Origin of the sequence: Pseudomonas hunanensis, from assembly GCF_013393325.1 — a bacterium.
GTDB classification, from domain to species: domain Bacteria; phylum Pseudomonadota; class Gammaproteobacteria; order Pseudomonadales; family Pseudomonadaceae; genus Aquipseudomonas; species Aquipseudomonas putida_P.
Window position 1 is genome coordinate 55,583 of sequence record NZ_QJRC01000073.1, and the last position, 19,075, is coordinate 74,657.

The 19,075-nt window shown below is 62.4% G+C and carries 17 protein-coding genes; 14 read left to right on the plus strand and 3 right to left on the minus strand.

Annotated features, from left to right (window positions below; genetic code table 11):
* Nucleotides 1-132 precede the first annotated feature (132 nt).
* The 14 genes from flhA to DM807_RS06600 all read left to right on the plus strand — a co-directional run bounded on the left by flhA (nucleotide 133) and on the right by DM807_RS06600 (nucleotide 14,254).
* Nucleotides 133-2,262, plus strand: coding sequence for a flagellar biosynthesis protein FlhA (gene flhA / locus DM807_RS06535; protein WP_012273494.1), 2,130 nt, complete (start codon nucleotides 133-135; stop codon nucleotides 2,260-2,262).
* Nucleotides 2,263-2,273: 11 nt separating this feature from the next.
* Entirely contained in the window at nucleotides 2,274-3,581 is a 1,308-nt protein-coding gene (gene flhF, locus DM807_RS06540) for a flagellar biosynthesis GTPase FlhF (protein ID WP_012273493.1), read from the plus strand.
* Between the two features lie 93 nt (nucleotides 3,582-3,674).
* Nucleotides 3,675-4,508 (plus strand): flagellar synthesis regulator FleN, encoded by an 834-nt coding sequence (gene fleN / locus DM807_RS06545; protein WP_012273492.1) that lies wholly within the window; start codon nucleotides 3,675-3,677, stop codon nucleotides 4,506-4,508.
* Nucleotides 4,505-5,245 (plus strand): RNA polymerase sigma factor FliA, encoded by a 741-nt coding sequence (gene fliA / locus DM807_RS06550; protein WP_012273491.1) that lies wholly within the window; start codon nucleotides 4,505-4,507, stop codon nucleotides 5,243-5,245. The genes fleN and fliA overlap by 4 nt, the downstream gene beginning before the upstream one ends.
* 107 nt (nucleotides 5,246-5,352) lie before the next feature.
* The gene (locus tag DM807_RS06555; protein ID WP_171577279.1) at nucleotides 5,353-5,727 is read left to right on the plus strand and encodes a chemotaxis response regulator CheY; all 375 of its coding nucleotides are present in this window, start codon (nucleotides 5,353-5,355) and stop codon (nucleotides 5,725-5,727) included.
* Nucleotides 5,728-5,747: 20 nt separating this feature from the next.
* Complete coding sequence (locus DM807_RS06560) at nucleotides 5,748-6,536, plus strand: protein phosphatase CheZ (protein WP_012273489.1); 789 nt, start codon at nucleotides 5,748-5,750, stop codon at nucleotides 6,534-6,536.
* Nucleotides 6,537-6,548: 12 nt separating this feature from the next.
* A complete protein-coding gene (locus tag DM807_RS06565; RefSeq protein ID WP_012273488.1) occupies nucleotides 6,549-8,780 on the plus strand; it encodes a chemotaxis protein CheA in 2,232 nt (743 codons plus the stop codon).
* 46 nt (nucleotides 8,781-8,826) lie between these two features.
* Entirely contained in the window at nucleotides 8,827-9,957 is a 1,131-nt protein-coding gene (locus DM807_RS06570) for a protein-glutamate methylesterase/protein-glutamine glutaminase (RefSeq protein ID WP_012273487.1), read from the plus strand.
* Nucleotides 9,957-10,697: a flagellar motor protein gene (locus tag DM807_RS06575; protein ID WP_012273486.1), complete on the plus strand. Its 741-nt coding sequence runs from the start codon at nucleotides 9,957-9,959 to the stop codon at nucleotides 10,695-10,697. The genes DM807_RS06570 and DM807_RS06575 overlap by 1 nt, the downstream gene beginning before the upstream one ends.
* Before the next feature lie 2 nt (nucleotides 10,698-10,699).
* Entirely contained in the window at nucleotides 10,700-11,557 is an 858-nt protein-coding gene (gene motD / locus DM807_RS06580) for a flagellar motor protein MotD (protein ID WP_012273485.1), read from the plus strand.
* Between the two features lie 100 nt (nucleotides 11,558-11,657).
* Nucleotides 11,658-12,446, plus strand: coding sequence for a ParA family protein (locus DM807_RS06585; RefSeq protein WP_012273484.1), 789 nt, complete (start codon nucleotides 11,658-11,660; stop codon nucleotides 12,444-12,446).
* On the plus strand, nucleotides 12,446-13,336 hold the full coding sequence (locus tag DM807_RS06590) for a CheW domain-containing protein (protein ID WP_060493024.1): 891 nt from the start codon (nucleotides 12,446-12,448) through the stop codon (nucleotides 13,334-13,336). Before DM807_RS06585 ends, DM807_RS06590 begins: the two co-directional genes overlap by 1 nt.
* A 41-nt stretch (nucleotides 13,337-13,377) precedes the next feature.
* Nucleotides 13,378-13,857, plus strand: a complete 480-nt coding sequence (locus tag DM807_RS06595) for a chemotaxis protein CheW (RefSeq protein WP_003254393.1) — start codon at nucleotides 13,378-13,380, stop codon at nucleotides 13,855-13,857.
* A 1-nt stretch (nucleotide 13,858) separates the two neighbouring features.
* Complete coding sequence (locus tag DM807_RS06600; protein WP_012273482.1) at nucleotides 13,859-14,254, plus strand: DUF2802 domain-containing protein; 396 nt, start codon at nucleotides 13,859-13,861, stop codon at nucleotides 14,252-14,254.
* A gap of 55 nt (nucleotides 14,255-14,309) precedes the next feature.
* Here DM807_RS06600 and DM807_RS06605 read toward each other — a convergent pair whose 3' ends face one another.
* The 3 genes from DM807_RS06605 to fliK form a co-directional block, all read right to left on the minus strand.
* Complete coding sequence (locus DM807_RS06605; protein ID WP_179027179.1) at nucleotides 14,310-17,063, minus strand: dermonecrotic toxin domain-containing protein; 2,754 nt, start codon at nucleotides 17,061-17,063, stop codon at nucleotides 14,310-14,312.
* An 81-nt stretch (nucleotides 17,064-17,144) separates the two neighbouring features.
* Nucleotides 17,145-17,483, minus strand: a complete 339-nt coding sequence (locus tag DM807_RS06610) for an EscU/YscU/HrcU family type III secretion system export apparatus switch protein (RefSeq protein ID WP_012273480.1) — start codon at nucleotides 17,481-17,483, stop codon at nucleotides 17,145-17,147.
* On the minus strand, nucleotides 17,480-19,036 hold the full coding sequence (gene fliK, locus DM807_RS06615) for a flagellar hook-length control protein FliK (RefSeq protein WP_179027180.1): 1,557 nt from the start codon (nucleotides 19,034-19,036) through the stop codon (nucleotides 17,480-17,482). Before fliK ends, DM807_RS06610 begins: the two co-directional genes overlap by 4 nt.
* Nucleotides 19,037-19,075: the final 39 nt, after the last annotated feature.

Below are 19,075 nucleotides of genomic sequence, written 5' to 3' on the forward strand. Positions count from 1 at the left end.
CGGGCGGCGCTCGATCCCACAGGCGTAAAAAATCTTGAGGCGACCACTCACCGAGCAAAGTTGGAAGGCTTCTTGCAGAGCCTCGCCCAGGCGCCCCCTGGGCGTCAAAGTTTTGCATCAAGAGGACTCGCGGTGGATCGCACTCAGTTAATCAGCAACGCCCGTAACAACCTGGCCGGGCTCGGCCGGGGCAACCTGGGTGTGCCGCTGTTGCTGCTGGTGATGTTGGCAATGATGATGTTGCCGATACCGCCGTTCCTGCTCGACGTGTTCTTCACCTTCAACATCGCCTTGTCGATCGTGGTGCTGCTGGTTTGCGTGTACGCCCTGCGCCCGCTCGACTTCGCAGCCTTTCCCACCATCCTGCTGGTGGCCACGCTTTTACGCCTGGCGCTTAACGTGGCTTCCACCCGCGTGGTCATGCTGCACGGTCAGGAAGGCCATGGCGCCGCCGGCAAGGTGATCCAGGCCTTCGGTGAAGTGGTGATCGGCGGTAACTACGTGGTCGGTGGCGTGGTGTTCGCCATCCTCATGATCATCAACTTCGTGGTGGTGACCAAGGGTGCCGGGCGCATCTCGGAAGTGAGTGCGCGTTTCACCCTGGACGCCATGCCCGGCAAGCAGATGGCCATCGACGCCGACCTCAACGCCGGCCTGATCGACCAGGCCCAGGCCAAGCACCGCCGTGCCGAAGTGGCGCAGGAGGCCGAGTTCTACGGTTCGATGGACGGCGCCAGCAAGTTCGTGCGCGGCGACGCCATCGCCGGCTTGCTGATCCTGTTCATCAACCTGATCGGTGGCATGCTGATCGGTATGCTGCAGCACGGCATGAGCTTCGGCGATGCCGGCAAGGTGTACGCGCTTTTGACCATTGGTGACGGTTTGGTGGCGCAATTGCCATCACTGTTGCTGTCCACCGCCGCTGCGATCATGGTCACCCGCGCCTCGGGCTCCGAGGACATGGGCAAGCTGATCAACCGGCAGATGTTCGATTCGCCCAAGGCGCTGGCGGTGTCTGGCGCACTGATGATCGTCATGGGGCTGGTGCCAGGCATGCCGCATGTGGCGTTCCTGAGCCTCGGCCTGCTGGCCGGTGGCGGCGCCTACCTGGTGTGGAAGAAGCAGCAGCAGGTCAAGGCCAAGGCCCAGGAAGAGGCGCAGCGCCAGCAGGACCTGCTGCCGTCGCCGCAGCGTGCGCTGGAAACCAAGGAGCTGGGCTGGGACGACGTCACGCCGATCGACATGATCGGCCTGGAAGTCGGCTACCGGCTGATTCCGCTGGTCGATCGCAACCAGGGCGGCCAGTTGCTGGCGCGAATCAAGGGCGTGCGCAAGAAGCTGTCGCAGGACCTGGGCTTTCTCATGCCTACCGTGCACATTCGTGACAACCTCGACCTGCAACCCAGTGCCTATCGCCTGACCCTGATGGGGGTGATCCTGGCCGAGGCCGAGATCTACCCGGACCGCGAACTGGCGATCAACCCAGGGCAAGTGTTCGGCACCCTCAACGGTATTGCTGCGCGCGACCCGGCGTTTGGCCTGGAAGCCGTGTGGATTGACGTTGGGCAGCGCTCGCAGGCGCAGTCGCTGGGCTACACCGTGGTCGACGCAAGCACCGTGGTGGCCACTCACCTCAACCAGATCTTGCAGAAGCATTGCCACGAGCTGATCGGCCACGAAGAGGTTCAGCAGTTGCTGCAGGTGCTGGCCAAGGCATCGCCTAAACTGGCAGAAGAGCTGGTGCCGGGTGTCATTTCCTTGTCGGGGCTGCTCAAGGTGCTGCAAGCGCTGTTGTCGGAACAGGTGCCAGTGCGCGATATTCGCAGTATTGCCGAGGCCATCGCGAACAACGCCGGCAAGAGTCAAGATACCGCCGCGCTGGTGGCGGTGGTGCGCGTCGGATTGTGTCGCGCCATCGTGCAAAGCATTGTCGGCGTTGAGTCGGAGCTGCCAGTGATTACCTTGGAGCCAAGGTTGGAACAGATTTTGCTCAATAGTCTGCAAAGGGCCGGGCAGGGTCAGGAAGAGGGTGTTCTTCTGGAACCGAGCATGGCCGAGAAGCTGCAACGTTCGCTGATCGAAGCGGCCCAGCGCCAGGAAATGCAGGGCCAGCCGGCCATCCTGCTGGTCGCCGGCCCGATCCGCGCCATGCTGTCGCGTTTCGGTCGCCTGGCTGTACCGAATTTGCATGTTCTGGCGTATCAGGAAATACCGGACAACAAGCAAGTCACCATCGTTGCCACCGTGGGCCCTAACGGCTGAGGTAGTGGATAATGCAAGTTAAGCGATTTTTCGCCGCCGATATGCGTCAGGCCATGAAGCTGGTCCGTGACGAGCTGGGCGCCGATGCCGCGATCATAGGCAACCGCCGCATTGCCGGTGGTGTCGAACTGACGGCCGCGCTGGACTACAAGCTGTCCGCCCTGGCCCCGCGCGTGCCCAACGCCGAGCTGGAAGAAGAGCTGCGCAAGACCCATACGCGCATCGCCACTGCCCAGGCCGAGCTGGACCACCGTCAGGACAGCAGCGACAACAACCGCCAATTGTTCGCCGGGCAGTCGTTGACCGCTGCCGAACCGTTGATCGAGCCGCACGTCGATACCCCTGAGGTTGCCGCTGCGCCGGCTGCCGCGCCGGTCGACCCGCGCCTGTTCGATGCCATGCGCTCCGAGCTGTCGGGCCTGCGCGAGCTGCTGGAAGTGCAGCTCGGCTCGCTGGCCTGGACCCAGTTGCAGGGCAGCAAGCCGCAGCAGGCCAACCTTTGGCGCCGCCTGCAGCGCATCGGCTTGTCCGGGCCTATCGCCCGCGAGCTGCTGGACCTCACCGCCGAGATCGAAGAGCCGCGCCAGGCTTGGCGCATGCTGCTGGCGCACCTGGCACGGATGATCGAGATTCCTGAAATCGAGCCGATCGAAGAGGGCGGGGTCATCGCCATGGTCGGCCCGGCCGGCATGGGCAAGACCACCACCCTGGCCAAGCTGGCTGCGCGCTACGTGCTCAAGTACGGCGCGCAGAACCTGGCGCTGGTGAGCATGGACAGCTTCCGTATCGGCGCTCAGGAGCAGCTCAAGACCCTCGGTCGCATTCTCAATGTACCGGTGACCTACGTCGACCCAGGCCAGTCGCTGGCAGCCGCGCTGGAGCCGTTGCTGCGCAAGCGCGTGGTGCTGATCGATACCGCCGGCCTGCAGGCCAGCGACCCGGCGCTGCGCATGCAGCTGGAAACCCTGGCCGGGCGTGGCATCGCCGCTAAGAATTACCTGGTGCTGGCTACCACTAGCCAGAAGCAGGTGCTGACCGCTGCCTACCACAGCTACAAGCGTTGTGGCCTGGCCGGCTGCATCCTGACCAAACTCGATGAAACGGCAAGCCTTGGCGACGTGCTGAGCCTTGCCATCAGTCATGAACTGCCCGTGGCCTACCTTACCGATGGCCCGCGCATTCCTGACGACCTGCACCTGCCGCGGGGCCACCAACTGGTCACCCGCGCGGTAAATGTGCAGCAGCAGGACGAGCCCAGCGAAGAGGCCATGGCCGACATGTTCGCTGATCTCTATCACAACCCACGGCGAGCGGGTTGAGCATGAAGCGTGTGCAAAGTAGCTATGCCAAGGGGCACGCAGAATTGCCCTACGTGTGGCCTGAGTCCCAGCGAGACAAGGTAAAGAACAGACATGGGTAGCATGCATCCCGTACAGGTGATCGCCGTGACCGGCGGCAAAGGTGGCGTCGGCAAGACTAACGTTTCAGTGAACTTGTCCCTGGCGCTGGCCGAGCTTGGCCGCAGGGTCATGCTGCTGGACGCCGACCTGGGCCTGGCCAATGTCGACGTGTTGCTGGGCCTTACCCCCAAACGTACCCTGGCCGATGTCATCGAAGGGCGCTGCGAGCTGCGTGATGTGATGCTGCAGGGCCCTGGCGGTGTGCGCATCGTGCCGGCAGCGTCGGGTACCCAGAGCATGGTGCACCTGGCCCCGGCCCAGCATGCCGGGCTGATCCAGGCGTTCAGTGAAATCGGCGACAACCTCGATGTGCTGGTGATCGATACCGCTGCGGGTATCGGCGAGTCGGTGGTCAGTTTCGTTCGCGCCGCCCAGGAAGTCCTGCTGGTGGTGTGCGATGAGCCTACCTCGATCACCGACGCTTACGCCCTGATCAAGCTGCTCAACCGCGACTACGGCATGAACCGTTTCCGTGTGTTGGCCAACATGGCGCAGAGCCCGCAAGAAGGGCGCAACCTGTTCGCCAAGCTGACCAAAGTCACCGACCGCTTCCTTGACGTTGCCCTGCAGTACGTGGGCGCCGTGCCGTACGACGAGTGCGTGCGCAAGGCGGTGCAGAAGCAGCGCGCCGTCTACGAAGCCTTCCCTCGCTCCAAGTGTGCGCTGGCCTTCAAGGCGATTGCGCAAAAGGTCGACAGCTGGCCGCTGCCTGCCAACCCGCGCGGCCACCTGGAGTTCTTTGTCGAGCGTCTGGTGCAACCCACCAGCGCGGGACCCGTGCTATGAACGCCAGCGGCTTCAAGATGTACAGCCGGGCGGCGAAAGACGCCCAGTACGAGCTGATCGAACGCTACGCCCCGCTGGTCAAGCGCATCGCTTACCACTTGTTGGCGCGCTTGCCGGCCAACGTCCAGGTCGAGGACCTGATCCAGGCCGGCATGATCGGCCTGCTGGAAGTGGCCAACAAGTACGACGCCAGCAAGGGCGCCAGCTTTGAAACCTACGCCGGCATCCGCATCCGCGGGGCCATGCTGGACGAAGTGCGCAAAGGCGATTGGGCGCCGCGTTCGGTACACCGCAACACCCGTATGGTCAGTGACGCGATGCGTGCGGTTGAGGCTAGAACTGGCCGTGACGCTAAAGATCATGAAGTTGCTGCCGAACTCCAATTGAGTCTCGATGATTACTACGGGATCTTGAACGATACCCTGGGCAGCCGCCTGTTCAGCTTCGACGACCTGTTGCAGGACGGCGAGCACGAAGGGCTGCATGAGGATGGCGCCAGTGGCCAGGTCGAACCTGCGCGTGGCCTGGAAGACGAGCGCTTCCAGGTTGCCCTGACCGAGGCGATCGCCAACCTGCCGGAGCGTGAGCGCCTGGTGCTGGCGCTGTACTACGACGAAGAGCTGAACCTCAAGGAAATCGGCGAGGTACTGGGTGTCAGCGAGTCGCGGGTCAGCCAGTTGCACAGCCAGTGTGCCGCGCGCCTGCGCAGCCGCCTGGGGGAATGGCGGGCACGTTGAGCCCGCTTTCGTTGCAGTCGTTTTCCACGTTGTACCGAATTGAATGAGTGCGTGCTCGGTAGGCCGAGCGCGTTTGAGACTGCTTGGAGGTCTAATTGGACAAGAACATGAAAATCCTCATCGTTGACGACTTTTCGACGATGCGGCGGATCATCAAGAACCTGTTGCGTGACCTGGGCTTCACCAACACCGAAGAGGCCGATGACGGCACCACGGCGCTGCCGATGCTGGAGAACGGCCACTACGACTTCCTGGTGACCGACTGGAACATGCCGGGCATGTCCGGCATCGACCTGCTGCGTAAAGTGCGTGCCAGCGAAAAGCTGAAAAGCATGCCGGTACTGATGGTGACCGCCGAAGCCAAGCGCGACCAGATCATCGAAGCGGCCCAGGCCGGCGTCAATGGTTACGTGGTCAAGCCGTTCACCGCTCAGGTGCTCAAAGAAAAGATCGAGAAGATCTTCGAACGCGTCAACGGCTGAGTCACGTCAGGGGGCGCGCCATGGATTCATCACAAACCTCTTTGGGCGAGTTCGAATCGACCCTGAAGAAGCATGCCCAGGAGTTGGTCGAAAGCCTGGAGCGGGGCCGTTTCGGCGAGGCGGTGCAGCTGATTCACGAGCTGAACCAAACCCGCGATCGCGGCCTGTACCAGGAAGTGGGAAAGCTGACCCGCGAGCTGCACAGCGCCATCGTCAGTTTCCAGATCGACCCGACCATGCCGCAGGCTGAGGAGGTGTCGCAGATTACCGACGCCACCGAGCGCTTGTCGTACGTGGTCAAGCTGACCGAAGGCGCGGCCAACCGCACCATGGACTTGGTCGAGGAAAGCACCCCGGTGCTCAACGACCTGGCAAGCGAGGCCAAGGCCTTGAGTACCGACTGGCAACGCTTCATGCGCCGCGAAGTGGCTGCGCCGGAATTCCGTGATCTGGTCAAGCGTGTCGACAGTTTCCTGACGCACAGCGCCGAAGGTAACCGCAAGGTCGCCGGCCACCTCAACGACATTTTGCTGGCTCAGGACTATCAGGACCTGACCGGCCAGGTGATCAAACGCGTTACCAGCCTGGTAACCGAAGTGGAAAGCAACCTGCTGAAACTGGTGCTGATGGCCAGCCAAGTTGATCGTTTTGCAGGCATTCAGCATGACCACGATCAATTGCGCGCAGAAAAAGATCGAGAAAAACATCCGACTCGGGGTGAAGGTCCGCAGATTCATGCCGATAAGCGTGAAGACGTCGTGTCCGGTCAGGACGATGTCGATGATCTGCTGTCCAGCCTGGGTTTTTAAGGAGCACGTTTGATGAGCTTCGGCGCCGATGAAGAAATCCTCCAGGATTTCCTGGTAGAAGCCGGCGAAATTCTTGAGCAACTGTCCGAGCAACTGGTCGAGCTGGAAAGCCGGCCCGACGATGCCGACCTGCTCAATGCGATCTTTCGCGGTTTCCACACTGTAAAAGGGGGCGCCGGCTTCCTCCAGCTGAACGAGCTGGTGGAGTGCTGCCATATCGCCGAGAACGTGTTCGACGTCCTGCGCAAAGGTGAGCGCCGGGTCGATGCGGAACTGATGGATGTGGTGCTCGAGGCACTGGATACGGTCAACAGCATGTTTGGCCAGGTGCGCGAGCGTGCCGAAGTCACGCCCGCCACCCCTGAGTTGCTGGCCGCGTTGTCGCGCCTGGCCGAACCTGGTGGGGCCGAAGCTGTTGCAGCGCCGGCGCCCGTTGCCGAGGTGGCGGTTGCGGAGCCGGCAGAGGCCGAGGAGCAACAGCAGGACATCACCGACAGCGAGTTCGAGCAGCTGCTCGATTCGCTCGATGCGGTCAAGGCGCAAGCGGCGGCCGATGAACAGATGCAGGGCGAGGCCGTCAGTGGTGCCGGTGACGAAATCACCGACGCCGAGTTCGAATCGCTGCTCGACCAGTTGCACGGCAAAGGCCAGTTCAGTGCCGAGGTTGCTGTGCCGCCGGCTGCCGTCAGCGCCGAAGCGCTCAGTGACGAAATCACCGACGCCGAATTCGAATCGCTGCTCGACCAGCTGCATGGCAAGGGTACTTTCCAGGCTGACGCCTTGCCTGCCGTCAAGGCGCCGGCGCCTGCCGTGGCCGACAACAGCGCCACCAGCGATGAAATCAGCGAGCACGAGTTCGAGGCCCTGCTGGACCAGTTGCATGGCAAGGGCAAGTTCGGTGGTGACGTTGCCGCTGTCGAGACGCCGGCTGCGGCCAAGGTGCAAGCGCCGGCTGCCGCCAAGGCCACCAGCCAGCCGGTGGCCAAGCCCGCCGCCGCGCCAGCGCCGGCCAGCAAACCTGCCGCAGCACCGCGCGCACCGGCGCCGACCGCCGACAAGCATGCCGTCAGCGAAGCGGAAACCACCGTGCGCGTCGATACCGCACGCCTGGACGAGATCATGAACATGGTCGGCGAACTGGTGCTGGTGCGTAACCGCCTGGTGCGCCTGGGCCTGAACAGCGGTGACGAGGCCATGTCCAAGGCCGTGTCCAACCTCGATGTGGTCACCGCCGACCTGCAGACCGCGGTGATGAAAACCCGCATGCAGCCGATCAAGAAAGTCTTCGGCCGCTTCCCACGGCTGGTTCGCGACCTGGCTCGCCAACTGAAGAAAGAGATCAACCTGGAGCTGGTCGGCGAAGAGACCGACCTGGACAAGAACCTGGTCGAGGCCCTGGCCGACCCGCTGGTGCACTTGGTGCGCAACGCTGTCGACCACGGTATCGAGATGCCCGATGAGCGTGAAGCTTCCGGCAAGGCGCGCACTGGCCGCGTAGTGCTGTCGGCCGAACAGGAAGGCGACCACATCCTGTTGTCGATCTCGGACGACGGCAAGGGCATGGACCCCAACATCCTGCGTGCCAAGGCCGTGGAAAAGGGCCTGATGGACAAGGACGCCGCCGAGCGGTTGAGCGAGTCGGACTGCTACAACCTGATCTTCGCCCCAGGCTTCTCGACCAAGACTGAGATTTCCGACGTGTCCGGCCGTGGCGTGGGCATGGACGTGGTGAAGACCAAGATTTCCCAGCTCAACGGTTCGATCAACATCTTCTCGGCCAAGGGCCAGGGCTCGAAGATCGTCATCAAGGTGCCGTTGACCCTGGCGATCATGCCCACCCTGATGGTGATGCTGGGCAACCAGGCGTTTGCCTTCCCGCTGGTCAACGTCAATGAGATCTTCCACCTCGACCTGTCGCGCACCAACGTGGTCGACGGTCAGGAAGTGGTGATCGTGCGCGACAAGGCGCTGCCGCTGTTCTACCTCAAGCGCTGGCTGGTCCAGGGCCAGGTGCACGAAGAGCAGCACGAGGGCCATGTGGTGATCCTGTCGGTCGGCACCCAACGCATCGGCTTTGTCGTCGATCAACTGGTGGGCCAGGAAGAAGTGGTAATCAAGCCACTGGGCAAGATGCTGCAGGGCACCCCGGGCATGTCCGGGGCCACCATCACTGGCGACGGTCGCATTGCGTTGATTCTCGACGTCCCGAGCATGCTCAAGCGTTACGCCGCGCGGCGTATTTGATTTCGGTGGCGCACCCTGGCGGGTTGCGCCGCCTAATGGAGTGTTTATGGCAGTCAAGGTCCTGGTGGTGGATGATTCCGGTTTCTTCCGCCGCCGCGTCTCGGAAATCCTCTCGGCGGATCCGACGATCCAGGTAGTGGGTACCGCGACCAACGGCAAGGAAGCAATCGACCAGGCGCTGGCGCTCAAGCCCGATGTCATCACCATGGACTACGAAATGCCCATGATGGATGGCATCACTGCTGTGCGGCACATCATGCAGCGCTGCCCGACGCCCGTATTGATGTTCTCGTCGTTGACCCATGAGGGCGCCCGCGTGACCCTTGACGCACTGGACGCCGGCGCGGTGGATTATCTGCCGAAAAACTTCGAAGACATCTCGCGCAACCCCGACAAGGTCAAGCAACTGCTGTGCGAAAAGGTGCATACCATTTCCCGCAGCAACCGCCGTATTGGCAGCTATGCCAGAACGGCCCCGGTCGCCGCGCCTGCGCCTGCCAGTAGCCACGCGCCCGCCAGCACCTTCACCAGCCCGGCGCAGGCGCGCCCGGCTGTGCCTGCCCGTGCAGCGGCCCCGGCCCCGGCGGCCACGCACTCGCCAGCGCCCAAGCGCAAGCCCTACAAACTGGTGGCTATCGGCACCTCCACGGGTGGCCCGGTGGCCCTGCAGCGGGTATTGACCCAATTGCCGGCCAATTTCCCGGCGCCGATCGTGCTGATCCAGCACATGCCGGCGGCCTTCACCAAGGCCTTTGCCGAGCGCCTGGACAAGCTGTGCCGCATCAGCGTCAAGGAGGCCGAGGACGGCGACATGCTGCGCCCTGGCCTGGCCCTGCTGGCCCCTGGTGGCAAGCAGATGATGATCGATGGCCGTGGCACGGTGAAGATCCTGCCCGGTGACGAGCGCCTGAACTACAAACCCTGCGTGGACATCACGTTCGGTTCGGCGGCCAAGTCGTATGGTGACAAGGTGTTGTCGGTGGTGCTCACCGGCATGGGCGCCGATGGCCGCGAAGGCGCGCGCCTGCTCAAGCAGGGGGGCAGCACGGTGTGGGCCCAGGATGAAGCCAGCTGCGTGATTTATGGCATGCCCATGGCCATCGTCAAGGCCAACCTGGCCGATGCGGTGTACAGCCTGGACGAAATCGGCAAGCACCTGGTGGAGGCGTGCGTCTGATGGATGTCCTCAGCCTGATCGGCCTGATCCTCGCGTTTGTTGCCATCGTCGGGGGCAACTTCCTCGAAGGCGGCCATGTCGGTGCCCTGATCAATGGCCCGGCGGCACTGATCGTGCTGGGCGGCACCCTGGCGGCGGCGTTGCTGCAGTCGCCACTGTCGTCGTTCAAGCGCGCCTTGCAGATTTTGCGCTGGATTCTCTTTCCGCCACGGGTTGACCTGGCGGGCGGTATCGATCGCGTGGTGAACTGGAGCTTGACCGCGCGCAAGGAAGGCCTGCTCGGCCTGGAAAGCGTGGCCGACAGCGAGCCCGACCCGTATGCGCGCAAGGGCCTGCAGCTGCTGGTGGATGGCGCCGAGCCAGAAGCCATCCGCAGCATTCTTGAAGTCGACTTTCTGACCCAGGAAGCCCGTGACATCCAGGCTGCCAAGGTGTTCGAGAGCATGGGCGGCTACGCGCCAACCATCGGCATCATCGGTGCGGTGATGGGCCTTATCCACGTGATGGGCAACCTGGCTGACCCGTCCCAGCTGGGCAACGGTATTGCCGTGGCCTTCGTCGCCACTATCTACGGCGTGGCCAGCGCCAACCTGATCCTGCTGCCGATTGCCAACAAGCTCAAGGCCAACGTGATGCGCCAGTCGCGCTACCGCGAGATGCTGCTCGAAGGCTTGTTGTCGATTGCCGAGGGTGAAAACCCGCGCTCGATCGAGCTGAAGCTGCAAGGCTTCATGGAGTAACCATGCGTCGCCGTCGTCATACCGAGGAACACGAAAACCACGAGCGCTGGTTGGTGTCTTACGCCGACTTCATTACTTTGTTGTTCGCCTTTTTCGTGGTGATGTACTCGATTTCCTCGATCAACGAGGGCAAGTACAAGGTCATTTCCCAGGCCTTGCTTGGTGTCTTCAATGACCCCGAGCGCAGCATGAAGCCGATCCCCATTGGCGATGAACAGCCATTGAGCGTGCGCCCGGCAGAGCCACTGGTGAAAGACAGCGAGCAGACCGAGGCGGGCCTGGCCGCGACCAATGTCGACCCGTTGAAAACCATCAGCGATGATGTGCGCGACGCTTTTGGCGACCTGATCAACAGTAACCAGATGACCGTGCGTGGCAACGAGCTGTGGATCGAGATCGAGTTGAATTCGTCGCTGTTGTTCGGCAGTGGCGATGCCATGCCCAGTGACAAGGCGTTTGCGATCATCGACAAGGTGGCCAACATTCTCAAGCCGTTCGCCAACCCGGTGCACGTCGAAGGCTTCACCGACAACCTGCCGATCCGCACCGCGCAGTACCCGACCAACTGGGAGCTGTCGTCGGCGCGGGCGGCAAGCATCGTGCGTCTGCTGGCCATGGAAGGGGTCAACCCGGCGCGCATGGCCTCGGTTGGCTATGGCGAGTACCAGCCGGTGGCCAGCAACGACACCGCTGACGGCCGCGCACGCAACCGTCGGGTGGTGCTGGTGATTTCCCGCAACCTCGAAGTGCGCCGCAGCCTGACTGGTTCGGGCAGTGCCAATGCCACGCCGGATGCCGCATTGCGCCGGGCTGGCACACAAAGTGCACCGGCAACGCCAGCAACGGTGGCGGGGCAGTAACTCGTCAATTCTCTGTCACCGCTTGACTTGTGGAAGCTGGCTTGCCGGCAAGCCAGCTTCCACGGGTCTCCGGTGTAATGAATGAGTCAAGAGTCGTCCTATGAGAGTCTGGGCAGTAGCCAATCAAAAAGGTGGCGTGGGCAAGACCACCACTACCATCGCCCTGGCCGGCCTGCTGGCCGAGGCCGGCAAGCGCGTGGTCGTCGTCGACCTCGACCCGCATGGCTCGATGACCAGCTATTTCGGGCACAACCCGGATGCCTTGGAGCACAGCTGCTACGACCTGTTCCTGAACAAGGGCGCGGTGCCCGAGGGCTTGCCTGGGCAACTGCTGCTGCCCACCAGCGACGAGCGCATTTCGCTGTTGCCGTCGAGTACCGCGCTGGCGGTGCTGGAGCGCCAGTCGCCGGGGCAGAATGGCTTGGGCCTGGTCATCGCCAAGAGTCTGGCGCAGCTGTGGCAGGATTTCGACTTTGCCCTGATCGACAGCCCCCCTTTGCTGGGCGTGCTGATGGTCAATGCCTTGGCCGCCAGCCAGCAACTGGTGATTCCGGTGCAAACCGAATTCCTGGCGGTGAAGGGCCTGGAGCGAATGGTCGGGACCTTGGCCATGGTCAACCGTTCGCGCAAGCAGGCGCTGCCGTACCAGATCGTGCCGACTTTGTTCGACCGCCGTACCCAGGCTTCGCTGGGCACGCTCAAGCAGTTGCGCGATAGCTATGGCCAGCAGGTGTGGCAGGGCTACATTCCTGTCGATACGCGCCTGCGCGATGCCAGCCGCAAAGGCGTCACTCCGTCGCAGTTCGACAGCAAGAGCCGTGGGCTGATTGCCTACCGGGCGCTGCTCAAGCACCTGCTGACCTACAAGCCTTCAGTGCAGGTGGCCTGATGACCCAGATTCGGCACACCAGCACCCGGCCACAGATGGCCCTGCAGTCATACCTCGACGGCCTGCTGCAGGAGGCCACCGAGGCCGAAGACCTGAGCGAGCCGCCGGCGGCGGATGAGTTCGCCGAGGCGGTGCGTGAGGAGCAGGTACGCGATGCCCGGCCGCTGGCCCAGCCTGAACCTGCTGAAGCCACCGTCAGCGTTGCTTCGCGGCCGTTCGCTGAACCCAGATTGGCGGTTTTGCCCAGCGTAATGCCGGTGGAAGCGCCGGTGGTGGCGGTGGTCGAGCAGGCGGTGGTGGCCGAAGCCGCTATCCCGGTGCTGGTCGAAGAGCAAGCCGTGGAACCGGCTGTACCGCTGGTCGATGTGCACCTGCCAGCACCCAACCTGCCTCTGCCCCCGGCCACCGTCGACGGTCGCCCGGTGTGGGCGGCCGAGCCGTTCGAATGCCTGCTGTTCGATGTTGCCGGCCTGACTTTGGCGGTGCCGTTGGTGTGCCTGGGCTCGATCTACACCTTGGCGGGCCAGGAGCTGACGCCCCTGTTCGGTCAACCCGACTGGTTCCTCGGCATCCTGACTTGCCAGGCAGGCAACCTGAAGGTATTGGACACCGCGCGCTGGGTAATGCCCGACCGCTACCGCGATGACTTTCGCCAGGGCCTGCAATACGTGATTTCCGTACAAGGTTACGAATGGGGGCTGGCGGTGCACCAGGTCAGCCGCTCGCTGCGCCTGGACCCGTCCGAGATCAAGTGGCGCAGCCAGCGTGGTCAGCGCCCGTGGCTGGCCGGTACCGTGATCGAACACATGTGTGCACTGCTCGACGTCGCCGCACTGGCCGAGTTGATCGCCAGTGGCGCGGTCAAGCAGATGCATGCCAAACAGAAATGACACCGAACACACCGCCAACGGCGGATTTTGAGGGTAGGGGAATGAAAAAGTCGTCTGCACAAGGTTCTGAAGATCCGATCCTGCAGTGGGTTACCTTCCGTCTGGACAACGAGTCCTACGGCATCAACGTGATGCAGGTGCAGGAAGTGCTGCGCTACACCGAGATTGCCCCGGTGCCGGGCGCGCCAAGCTATGTGCTGGGTATCATCAACCTGCGCGGCAACGTGGTGACGGTGATCGACACCCGTCAGCGTTTTGGCCTGATGCCGACTGAAGTCACCGACAATACCCGTATCGTCATCATCGAGGCTGACAAGCAGGTGGTCGGCATTCTGGTGGACAGCGTGGCCGAAGTGGTTTACCTGCGCCAGTCCGAAATCGAGACCGCGCCGAACGTGGGTAACGAAGAGTCGGCCAAGTTCATCCAGGGTGTGTGCAACAAGAATGGCGAACTGCTGATTCTGGTCGAGCTGGACAAGATGATGACCGAGGAAGAATGGTCCGAGCTGGAGAACATCTGAGTTGATTCTACAGGTTGCTGTCATCTTCCTGGCGCTGGTCTGGGCGCTGAGCCTGTGGTTCTTCCTCAACTACAGCAAGCGCCAGCGCGAGCTGGCTGCGCAGCAGGCCGAGGGCGACGCGCTGCGTGACCAGCGCATCAAGGACTTGGCCAAGCGCCTGGACGACTACCAGAACGGCACCGTGCGCATGGGCGAAGCGCTGCACGAGCTGAGCGTGACGATGGCCCCGCTGCCCGACAAGATCCAGCAACTGGAGCAGCGCGACCCCAACAACGTCACGTTTTCTCAGGCGGCCAAGCTGGTGGGGATGGGCGCCAGCGTGGCCGAGCTGACCGAAAGCTGCGGCCTGACCCAGGCCGAGGCGGAATTGATGAGCAAGCTGCATCGCAGCGGCTGATCAAACGGGCGGCCCAGGCCGCCCGTTTCGTTCAGGGGTGTTGCCGCCTTGGCATTCAGGTAGTGGCCCAGGAATGCATGCCGCCCACTTTGGCCACGCGGGAAAGTGGCGTGCGCTGGAGCTGTAAAGCCTTGAAAGCTTCCAGGTCTACGTACAGGAAGCTGTTGATGCGCGGCATCATGTACAGGTTGTGAATCTGACGCATGCAATAGAGATCTGGAAGAGCCCGGTCTATCACGGCATTGAGCATGCCGGGGCCGCACAGCTCGCTTAGCCGGTTGGCATAGCGGTAGAAGCCCGCTGGGTCATCTGCCAACGTGGGGCGCAGCTGATAAAAGTCCGCGTTGACCAGGTAGCGGGCACGCATCTCTTCGCAAATCGTCAACAGTATTGGGTTACCGGCGTGGCTGCCAATCATGCTGGTATTGAACAGCGTGTTCATGCCCAGCTTCTCGTTCTGCATGGGCGGGTACAACAACAACCCGTCATCGGTGGTGACCAGGGCAACGGTATCGATGGCCGCTGTGTTCTGGGAGGTGCCGGCAGCAGTGCCTAGCAGCTGGTCATCGACGTCCATGTACAACCCGCCTTCGGCGTGCAGCATCGGGTAGCGCAACACATCCGACGCTGAGGAAAAGTTGGTGGCTACGCCGCCATTGCCATCGATTGCCGCTTGATACTGGGCAAAGTACGGGCTTTGTTCGAAGGCTTTGAAGAATGCCTGGTCTTCCAGGGGCAACACTTGCAACCCAGGTACTTTTGCATCCAGGTTGCGCAGGTTCTGCGCATAGGCCTCGGGGTTTGCTTTAGACAGGAATAACCGATAACGGTAAGCGCTATCGCGCAGCAATCCTGCATTGTTCGCCAGTGTATCCAGCAACGTGTCGCCAAGGGGTTTATCGCCAACCCACAGTGACGAAATGAGCTTGGGGATGGGGTGAGCGCCTTGGACGATCGGGGCCGGTAGCTGTATGGGAAATTGCACATCGATACCCAGTGCACGCAGGGATGCCATGCGCATCTGGTCGGTGACGTTACGGCCTTCGGGGTTGGCGATGCGTACGTTGCCGGTCCCGGGCTCGGCCTCGTAGTAAACCGGTGCTACCTCGTTGGTGCCTTCAATGGTGATGAACAAATCGGTTTCCATGTCATACACAAGGTCGAGTTCCTCCACGTAGCCGGGTACCTCTTCCAAGTAACCGACAAGCTGATCCGTATCACCGTTGTACTTGGGATAGCGCCGTACCGAATTGGCCACTTCGGCATCAGCACCTTCCAGCGGCGCTATGTGCGCGGGGTGGTGGAAATAGGGCGCTACCTCCACTTCCGGTAAATGGGGCGGGCTTACGGGGCTCAGAGGGTATCCCCATTGCTCATTGATTTTGCGCGGGAGAACGAAGCCGTCCTCCTGAAAGCGGAACAGTGCAGTGCCTTTGACCATGACTTCAGCGGCCAAGGGGGTCGCATTCAAGAGCCCATAAGCGATATTGCCCACCCCTTGCTGCTTGTCGCGCAAGGTTTTCCCATTGATAGCCTGGTCCAGGCCAAGGGCAAGCTGTGTTATTCCGCCCAGTGCAAGCAGGGGAGCAAGCCCAGGCACCACGAATGTCAACGGCGCCACAAGATTCAGGGTGCTATTCAGGTAGCTGGCCCATCTGGATTTGTTTACCTGCGCATTGCTGGTGATGATGAAGTCGGCATCGTCGTAGCAACGTTGGCGCTGCCGCTCAGCCATGGCCTGAAACAGGTCGCCGGTAATGTCGGGGTTGTACTTGTCCGGACGGTAATTGACATAGGTACGCGGCGGCCATTTGCCGTCATCGTTGAAAAAGCCATGTTCCGCTGGAAGACGGTGGTAGAGCGGGTAGACACCCAGGCCTTCCAGCGCAGTGTCCAGGCCACTGAAATCGATGCCCTGCGGGCCGTCGGCCAAGCGGAAATGTTGTTTGAGCGCCTGGCGCCCGGCTGCGTCTCTACACCGTTCACCCATCCAGTCTTTCAATAGATTTTCGCTGGCGAACTCAAGTATTGGCGAACTGTTACCTGGTGCGTAGAGCAGGCTCAGGTCGGTCTTGCCATCGTTGATGTAGAGCAAATCGGTAGCGGCATAGCCGTAGATGCTCAGGGTGCTCAAGCGTAAACGTTTGCCGCGCGGAATCAGCTCGGCGGCGCGCCAGGCCAGTTTGCGTGCGGCATCGCTCAGGCTGCCTTCTGCGACCTGTTTGTTGCAGGCAGCGATGAAGTTGAGCTTGCAGCACAGTCGATAGTCCGCCAGGTGTTTGTGCCAGTAGGTATCGAGCGACGCCCTGTAACGGGTGTGGAAGTCCAGTGCTTCTATATGTGCTTGCAGTGCTTCGGCGTGGATGTCGAGCAGTGTCGAGTGATCGTAACGGGCGGGCGTGGTGCGCCTGAACAGGCCATTGAACACTTGATACCAGGCGCCATTATCGTAAATGGGTTGTGGGGGTAAGTGATCGACCAGCGTGATCGGGCCATCTTCCGGCAGCTTGCCGGCCCACGGTTCTCTGAATAACCCGCCGAAGAAATTGTTGTTGGATTCGCCTTGCCAATTCGTCAGTACCGCCTGGGTAAGGCTGATACGTTGGACGACCACAGCTTGGTAGCTGGCGAAGCCATGGGGGTGAACATGCAGCGTGACAACATCGATCAGGTCAGGGTCAAGGTTCACACCCTGCCTGGTTAGCCAATCGGCAATTGCCCGTTTGGCCTCGTGGTCAGGACGGGGAAGGATAGCCAGATGATCGCGAACCCTTTGTACGCCGGCAGCATTGATGTGCGGGGTGGTCATGTCGGTCTCCGTGGTTTGGGAAAACCACAGCATTGATCGACTGATCGGCAGGGGAGCGGTAGATAGTGCTGAGCCAGAGACTCAAGCCGGCGGGCCAGGCAGAAGCGGGAGCACCTCGGTCACGTCACGCTCACCTTTTGATGAAGTGTCGAAGCCGTAGGGGACTTTGCCGCGTAACTGCCAGGCAAATGCAATGATCTCGGCAATGGTCAGGTACAACGCCTCTGGTATTTGCTCGCCCAGTTCCAGGCGTGCAAGCAGCCTCACCAGTTCGGCGTTTTCATAGATCGGCACCTCGTGCTCGCGGGCCAGGGCCAGGATGGCTTCGGCCAGCGCATCATCACCCTTGGCGCTGAGGGTAGGGGCCTGCTGGCCATCGTAGTTCAGGGCAATGGCTTGGCGTGTGTGCTTCTGACTCATGCGTTTTCATCCACCCAGCGTTGTTCTACCCGCGTACGCGGGCCTTGTGGCGGCGTGCCGGGGTGGCATTCCAGGTCGCCAACATCCAGGCCTCGTGCCAGCAGGCGCTCGCGCAGGGCACCGAGCTGGGTATCGATCAGCCGCGCGGTTGGCTCGCGCTCTGCCCACAGTTGCCCACTCAGGCGGCCCTGGCTCAATTGTGCCTGCACCTGCATGGGCCCCAGTGGTGAAAGGTCGAAAGCCAGCTCGATACGCCACAGGGCTTGCAGCGGGTCTTGCGCTTCATGTTGGCGGTCGGCCTGCTGTTGCGGGGTTTCTTCGCGTTGCAGTTTGACCTGCAGCGGGATGAATTCCTGGCCGTGGCGGATCGGCACTTCCGTTTGCCAGGTGGTCTGCAGGTTGCCGTTTTCCAGCGTGCCGGTTTGTTGCAGGCTGCTCATGGCGTGGTTCTGCAGGCGTGAAACGGCAGCTGCAGCCAGGCGCAGCAGCTGTTGCAGGTCGCCTTCGTCTTCCAGGGCCTTGAGCAGGCGCGTGGGCAGCGGAAATGCCCCCGGCTGCGGTTTCGGGCTGACCCGTTCGAGCATGCCCAGGGCGCTGCGTGCCAGCGCCGGCATGGTCACGGCAAGGCTGGCGGGGGCCAGGTTGATGGTGCCCGTCGGGAGGGCCGGGGCCTGGCCGACCAGCCGCAGCAAGTGTGCCTTGAGGTCGGTGGCGACGCTGGCGGGGAAACCGCCCAGCAGTTTTGCTTCGAAGAAAGCACCGCTGTTGTTAAGGGCCTGGGCCACGCCCTTGGCATCGCCCAGTTGCCGGGCATCCGGCAGGCCGGCCAGCAGGCGTTCGGCGCTGGCGCGCAGGTCGCCATCGGCGCCAGGGTCGCGGGTAAGCTGTTGCAGCGCGTTGAGCAGGCCGGGCAGCGAGGCCTGGCGGTTTTGCTGGGTAAGCAACTGCTGGGCAATGCTGAGTTGGTCCTGCCTGCCGCTAAGCGGCACGAAACGCAGCGACTGGTCACCCTGCACCAGCGCGCTGAGCAGGCTGCCAATGGCCAGCGGACGCGGGCTGTCGATGCTCAGGGTGGCGCCGGCCTGGGCGCTGTTGAGCAGGCTGACCAGCGCCCGGTAGACTGCCGGTTGGCCGGGTGCCTGAGCCAGTGCCTGGTTGGTCAGCACCTTGCCTTGCAGCAGGGTGCCGACCGGCACTTTGCTGGTATCGAGTTGGGTAAGGGTGGCGACCTGGCTGGCGCTCGCCTGTTGCAGCATGATCGCCAGGCGGTTGCTTTCGGTTTGGCTGACCGTGACCTGGCTGCCTTGGGGCAGAGGTTGGCTGGCGTTGGCCTGCAGTTGGGTCTGCACACCGTTGGCCTGGATCAGGCGCAGCACCAGCTGAAACTCCTGGCCGGTTTGGCGCAACGACACGACTTCGGCCTGCGCGGTCTCGCCGGGGGCCAACAGGCCGGGCTGAGCCTGGATCAGGCGCAGCAGTTCGCCGGTCATGCCGGCCTTCATGGCTTGGCTGTTGAGCGCGGTTTGTGCGCCGAGACTATTGATTTCAGTCATGATTGTATACAACCTGTCGAGCCCGGCCTCTTGGCAGCG

Coding starts and splice junctions, on each gene's coding strand:
- flhF (WP_012273493.1), top strand. CDS start 2,274: ATGCAAGTTAAGCGATTTTTCGCCGCCGATATGCGTCAGGCCATGAAG.
- fleN (WP_012273492.1), top strand. CDS start 3,675: ATGGGTAGCATGCATCCCGTACAGGTGATCGCCGTGACCGGCGGCAAA.
- fliA (WP_012273491.1), top strand. CDS start 4,505: ATGAACGCCAGCGGCTTCAAGATGTACAGCCGGGCGGCGAAAGACGCC.
- DM807_RS06555 (WP_171577279.1), top strand. CDS start 5,353: ATGAAAATCCTCATCGTTGACGACTTTTCGACGATGCGGCGGATCATC.
- DM807_RS06560 (WP_012273489.1), top strand. CDS start 5,748: ATGGATTCATCACAAACCTCTTTGGGCGAGTTCGAATCGACCCTGAAG.
- DM807_RS06565 (WP_012273488.1), top strand. CDS start 6,549: ATGAGCTTCGGCGCCGATGAAGAAATCCTCCAGGATTTCCTGGTAGAA.
- DM807_RS06570 (WP_012273487.1), top strand. CDS start 8,827: ATGGCAGTCAAGGTCCTGGTGGTGGATGATTCCGGTTTCTTCCGCCGC.
- DM807_RS06575 (WP_012273486.1), top strand. CDS start 9,957: ATGGATGTCCTCAGCCTGATCGGCCTGATCCTCGCGTTTGTTGCCATC.
- motD (WP_012273485.1), top strand. CDS start 10,700: ATGCGTCGCCGTCGTCATACCGAGGAACACGAAAACCACGAGCGCTGG.
- DM807_RS06585 (WP_012273484.1), top strand. CDS start 11,658: ATGAGAGTCTGGGCAGTAGCCAATCAAAAAGGTGGCGTGGGCAAGACC.
- DM807_RS06590 (WP_060493024.1), top strand. CDS start 12,446: ATGACCCAGATTCGGCACACCAGCACCCGGCCACAGATGGCCCTGCAG.
- DM807_RS06595 (WP_003254393.1), top strand. CDS start 13,378: ATGAAAAAGTCGTCTGCACAAGGTTCTGAAGATCCGATCCTGCAGTGG.
- DM807_RS06605 (WP_179027179.1), bottom strand. CDS start 17,063: ATGACCACCCCGCACATCAATGCTGCCGGCGTACAAAGGGTTCGCGAT.
- DM807_RS06610 (WP_012273480.1), bottom strand. CDS start 17,483: ATGAGTCAGAAGCACACACGCCAAGCCATTGCCCTGAACTACGATGGC.
- fliK (WP_179027180.1), bottom strand. CDS start 19,036: ATGACTGAAATCAATAGTCTCGGCGCACAAACCGCGCTCAACAGCCAA.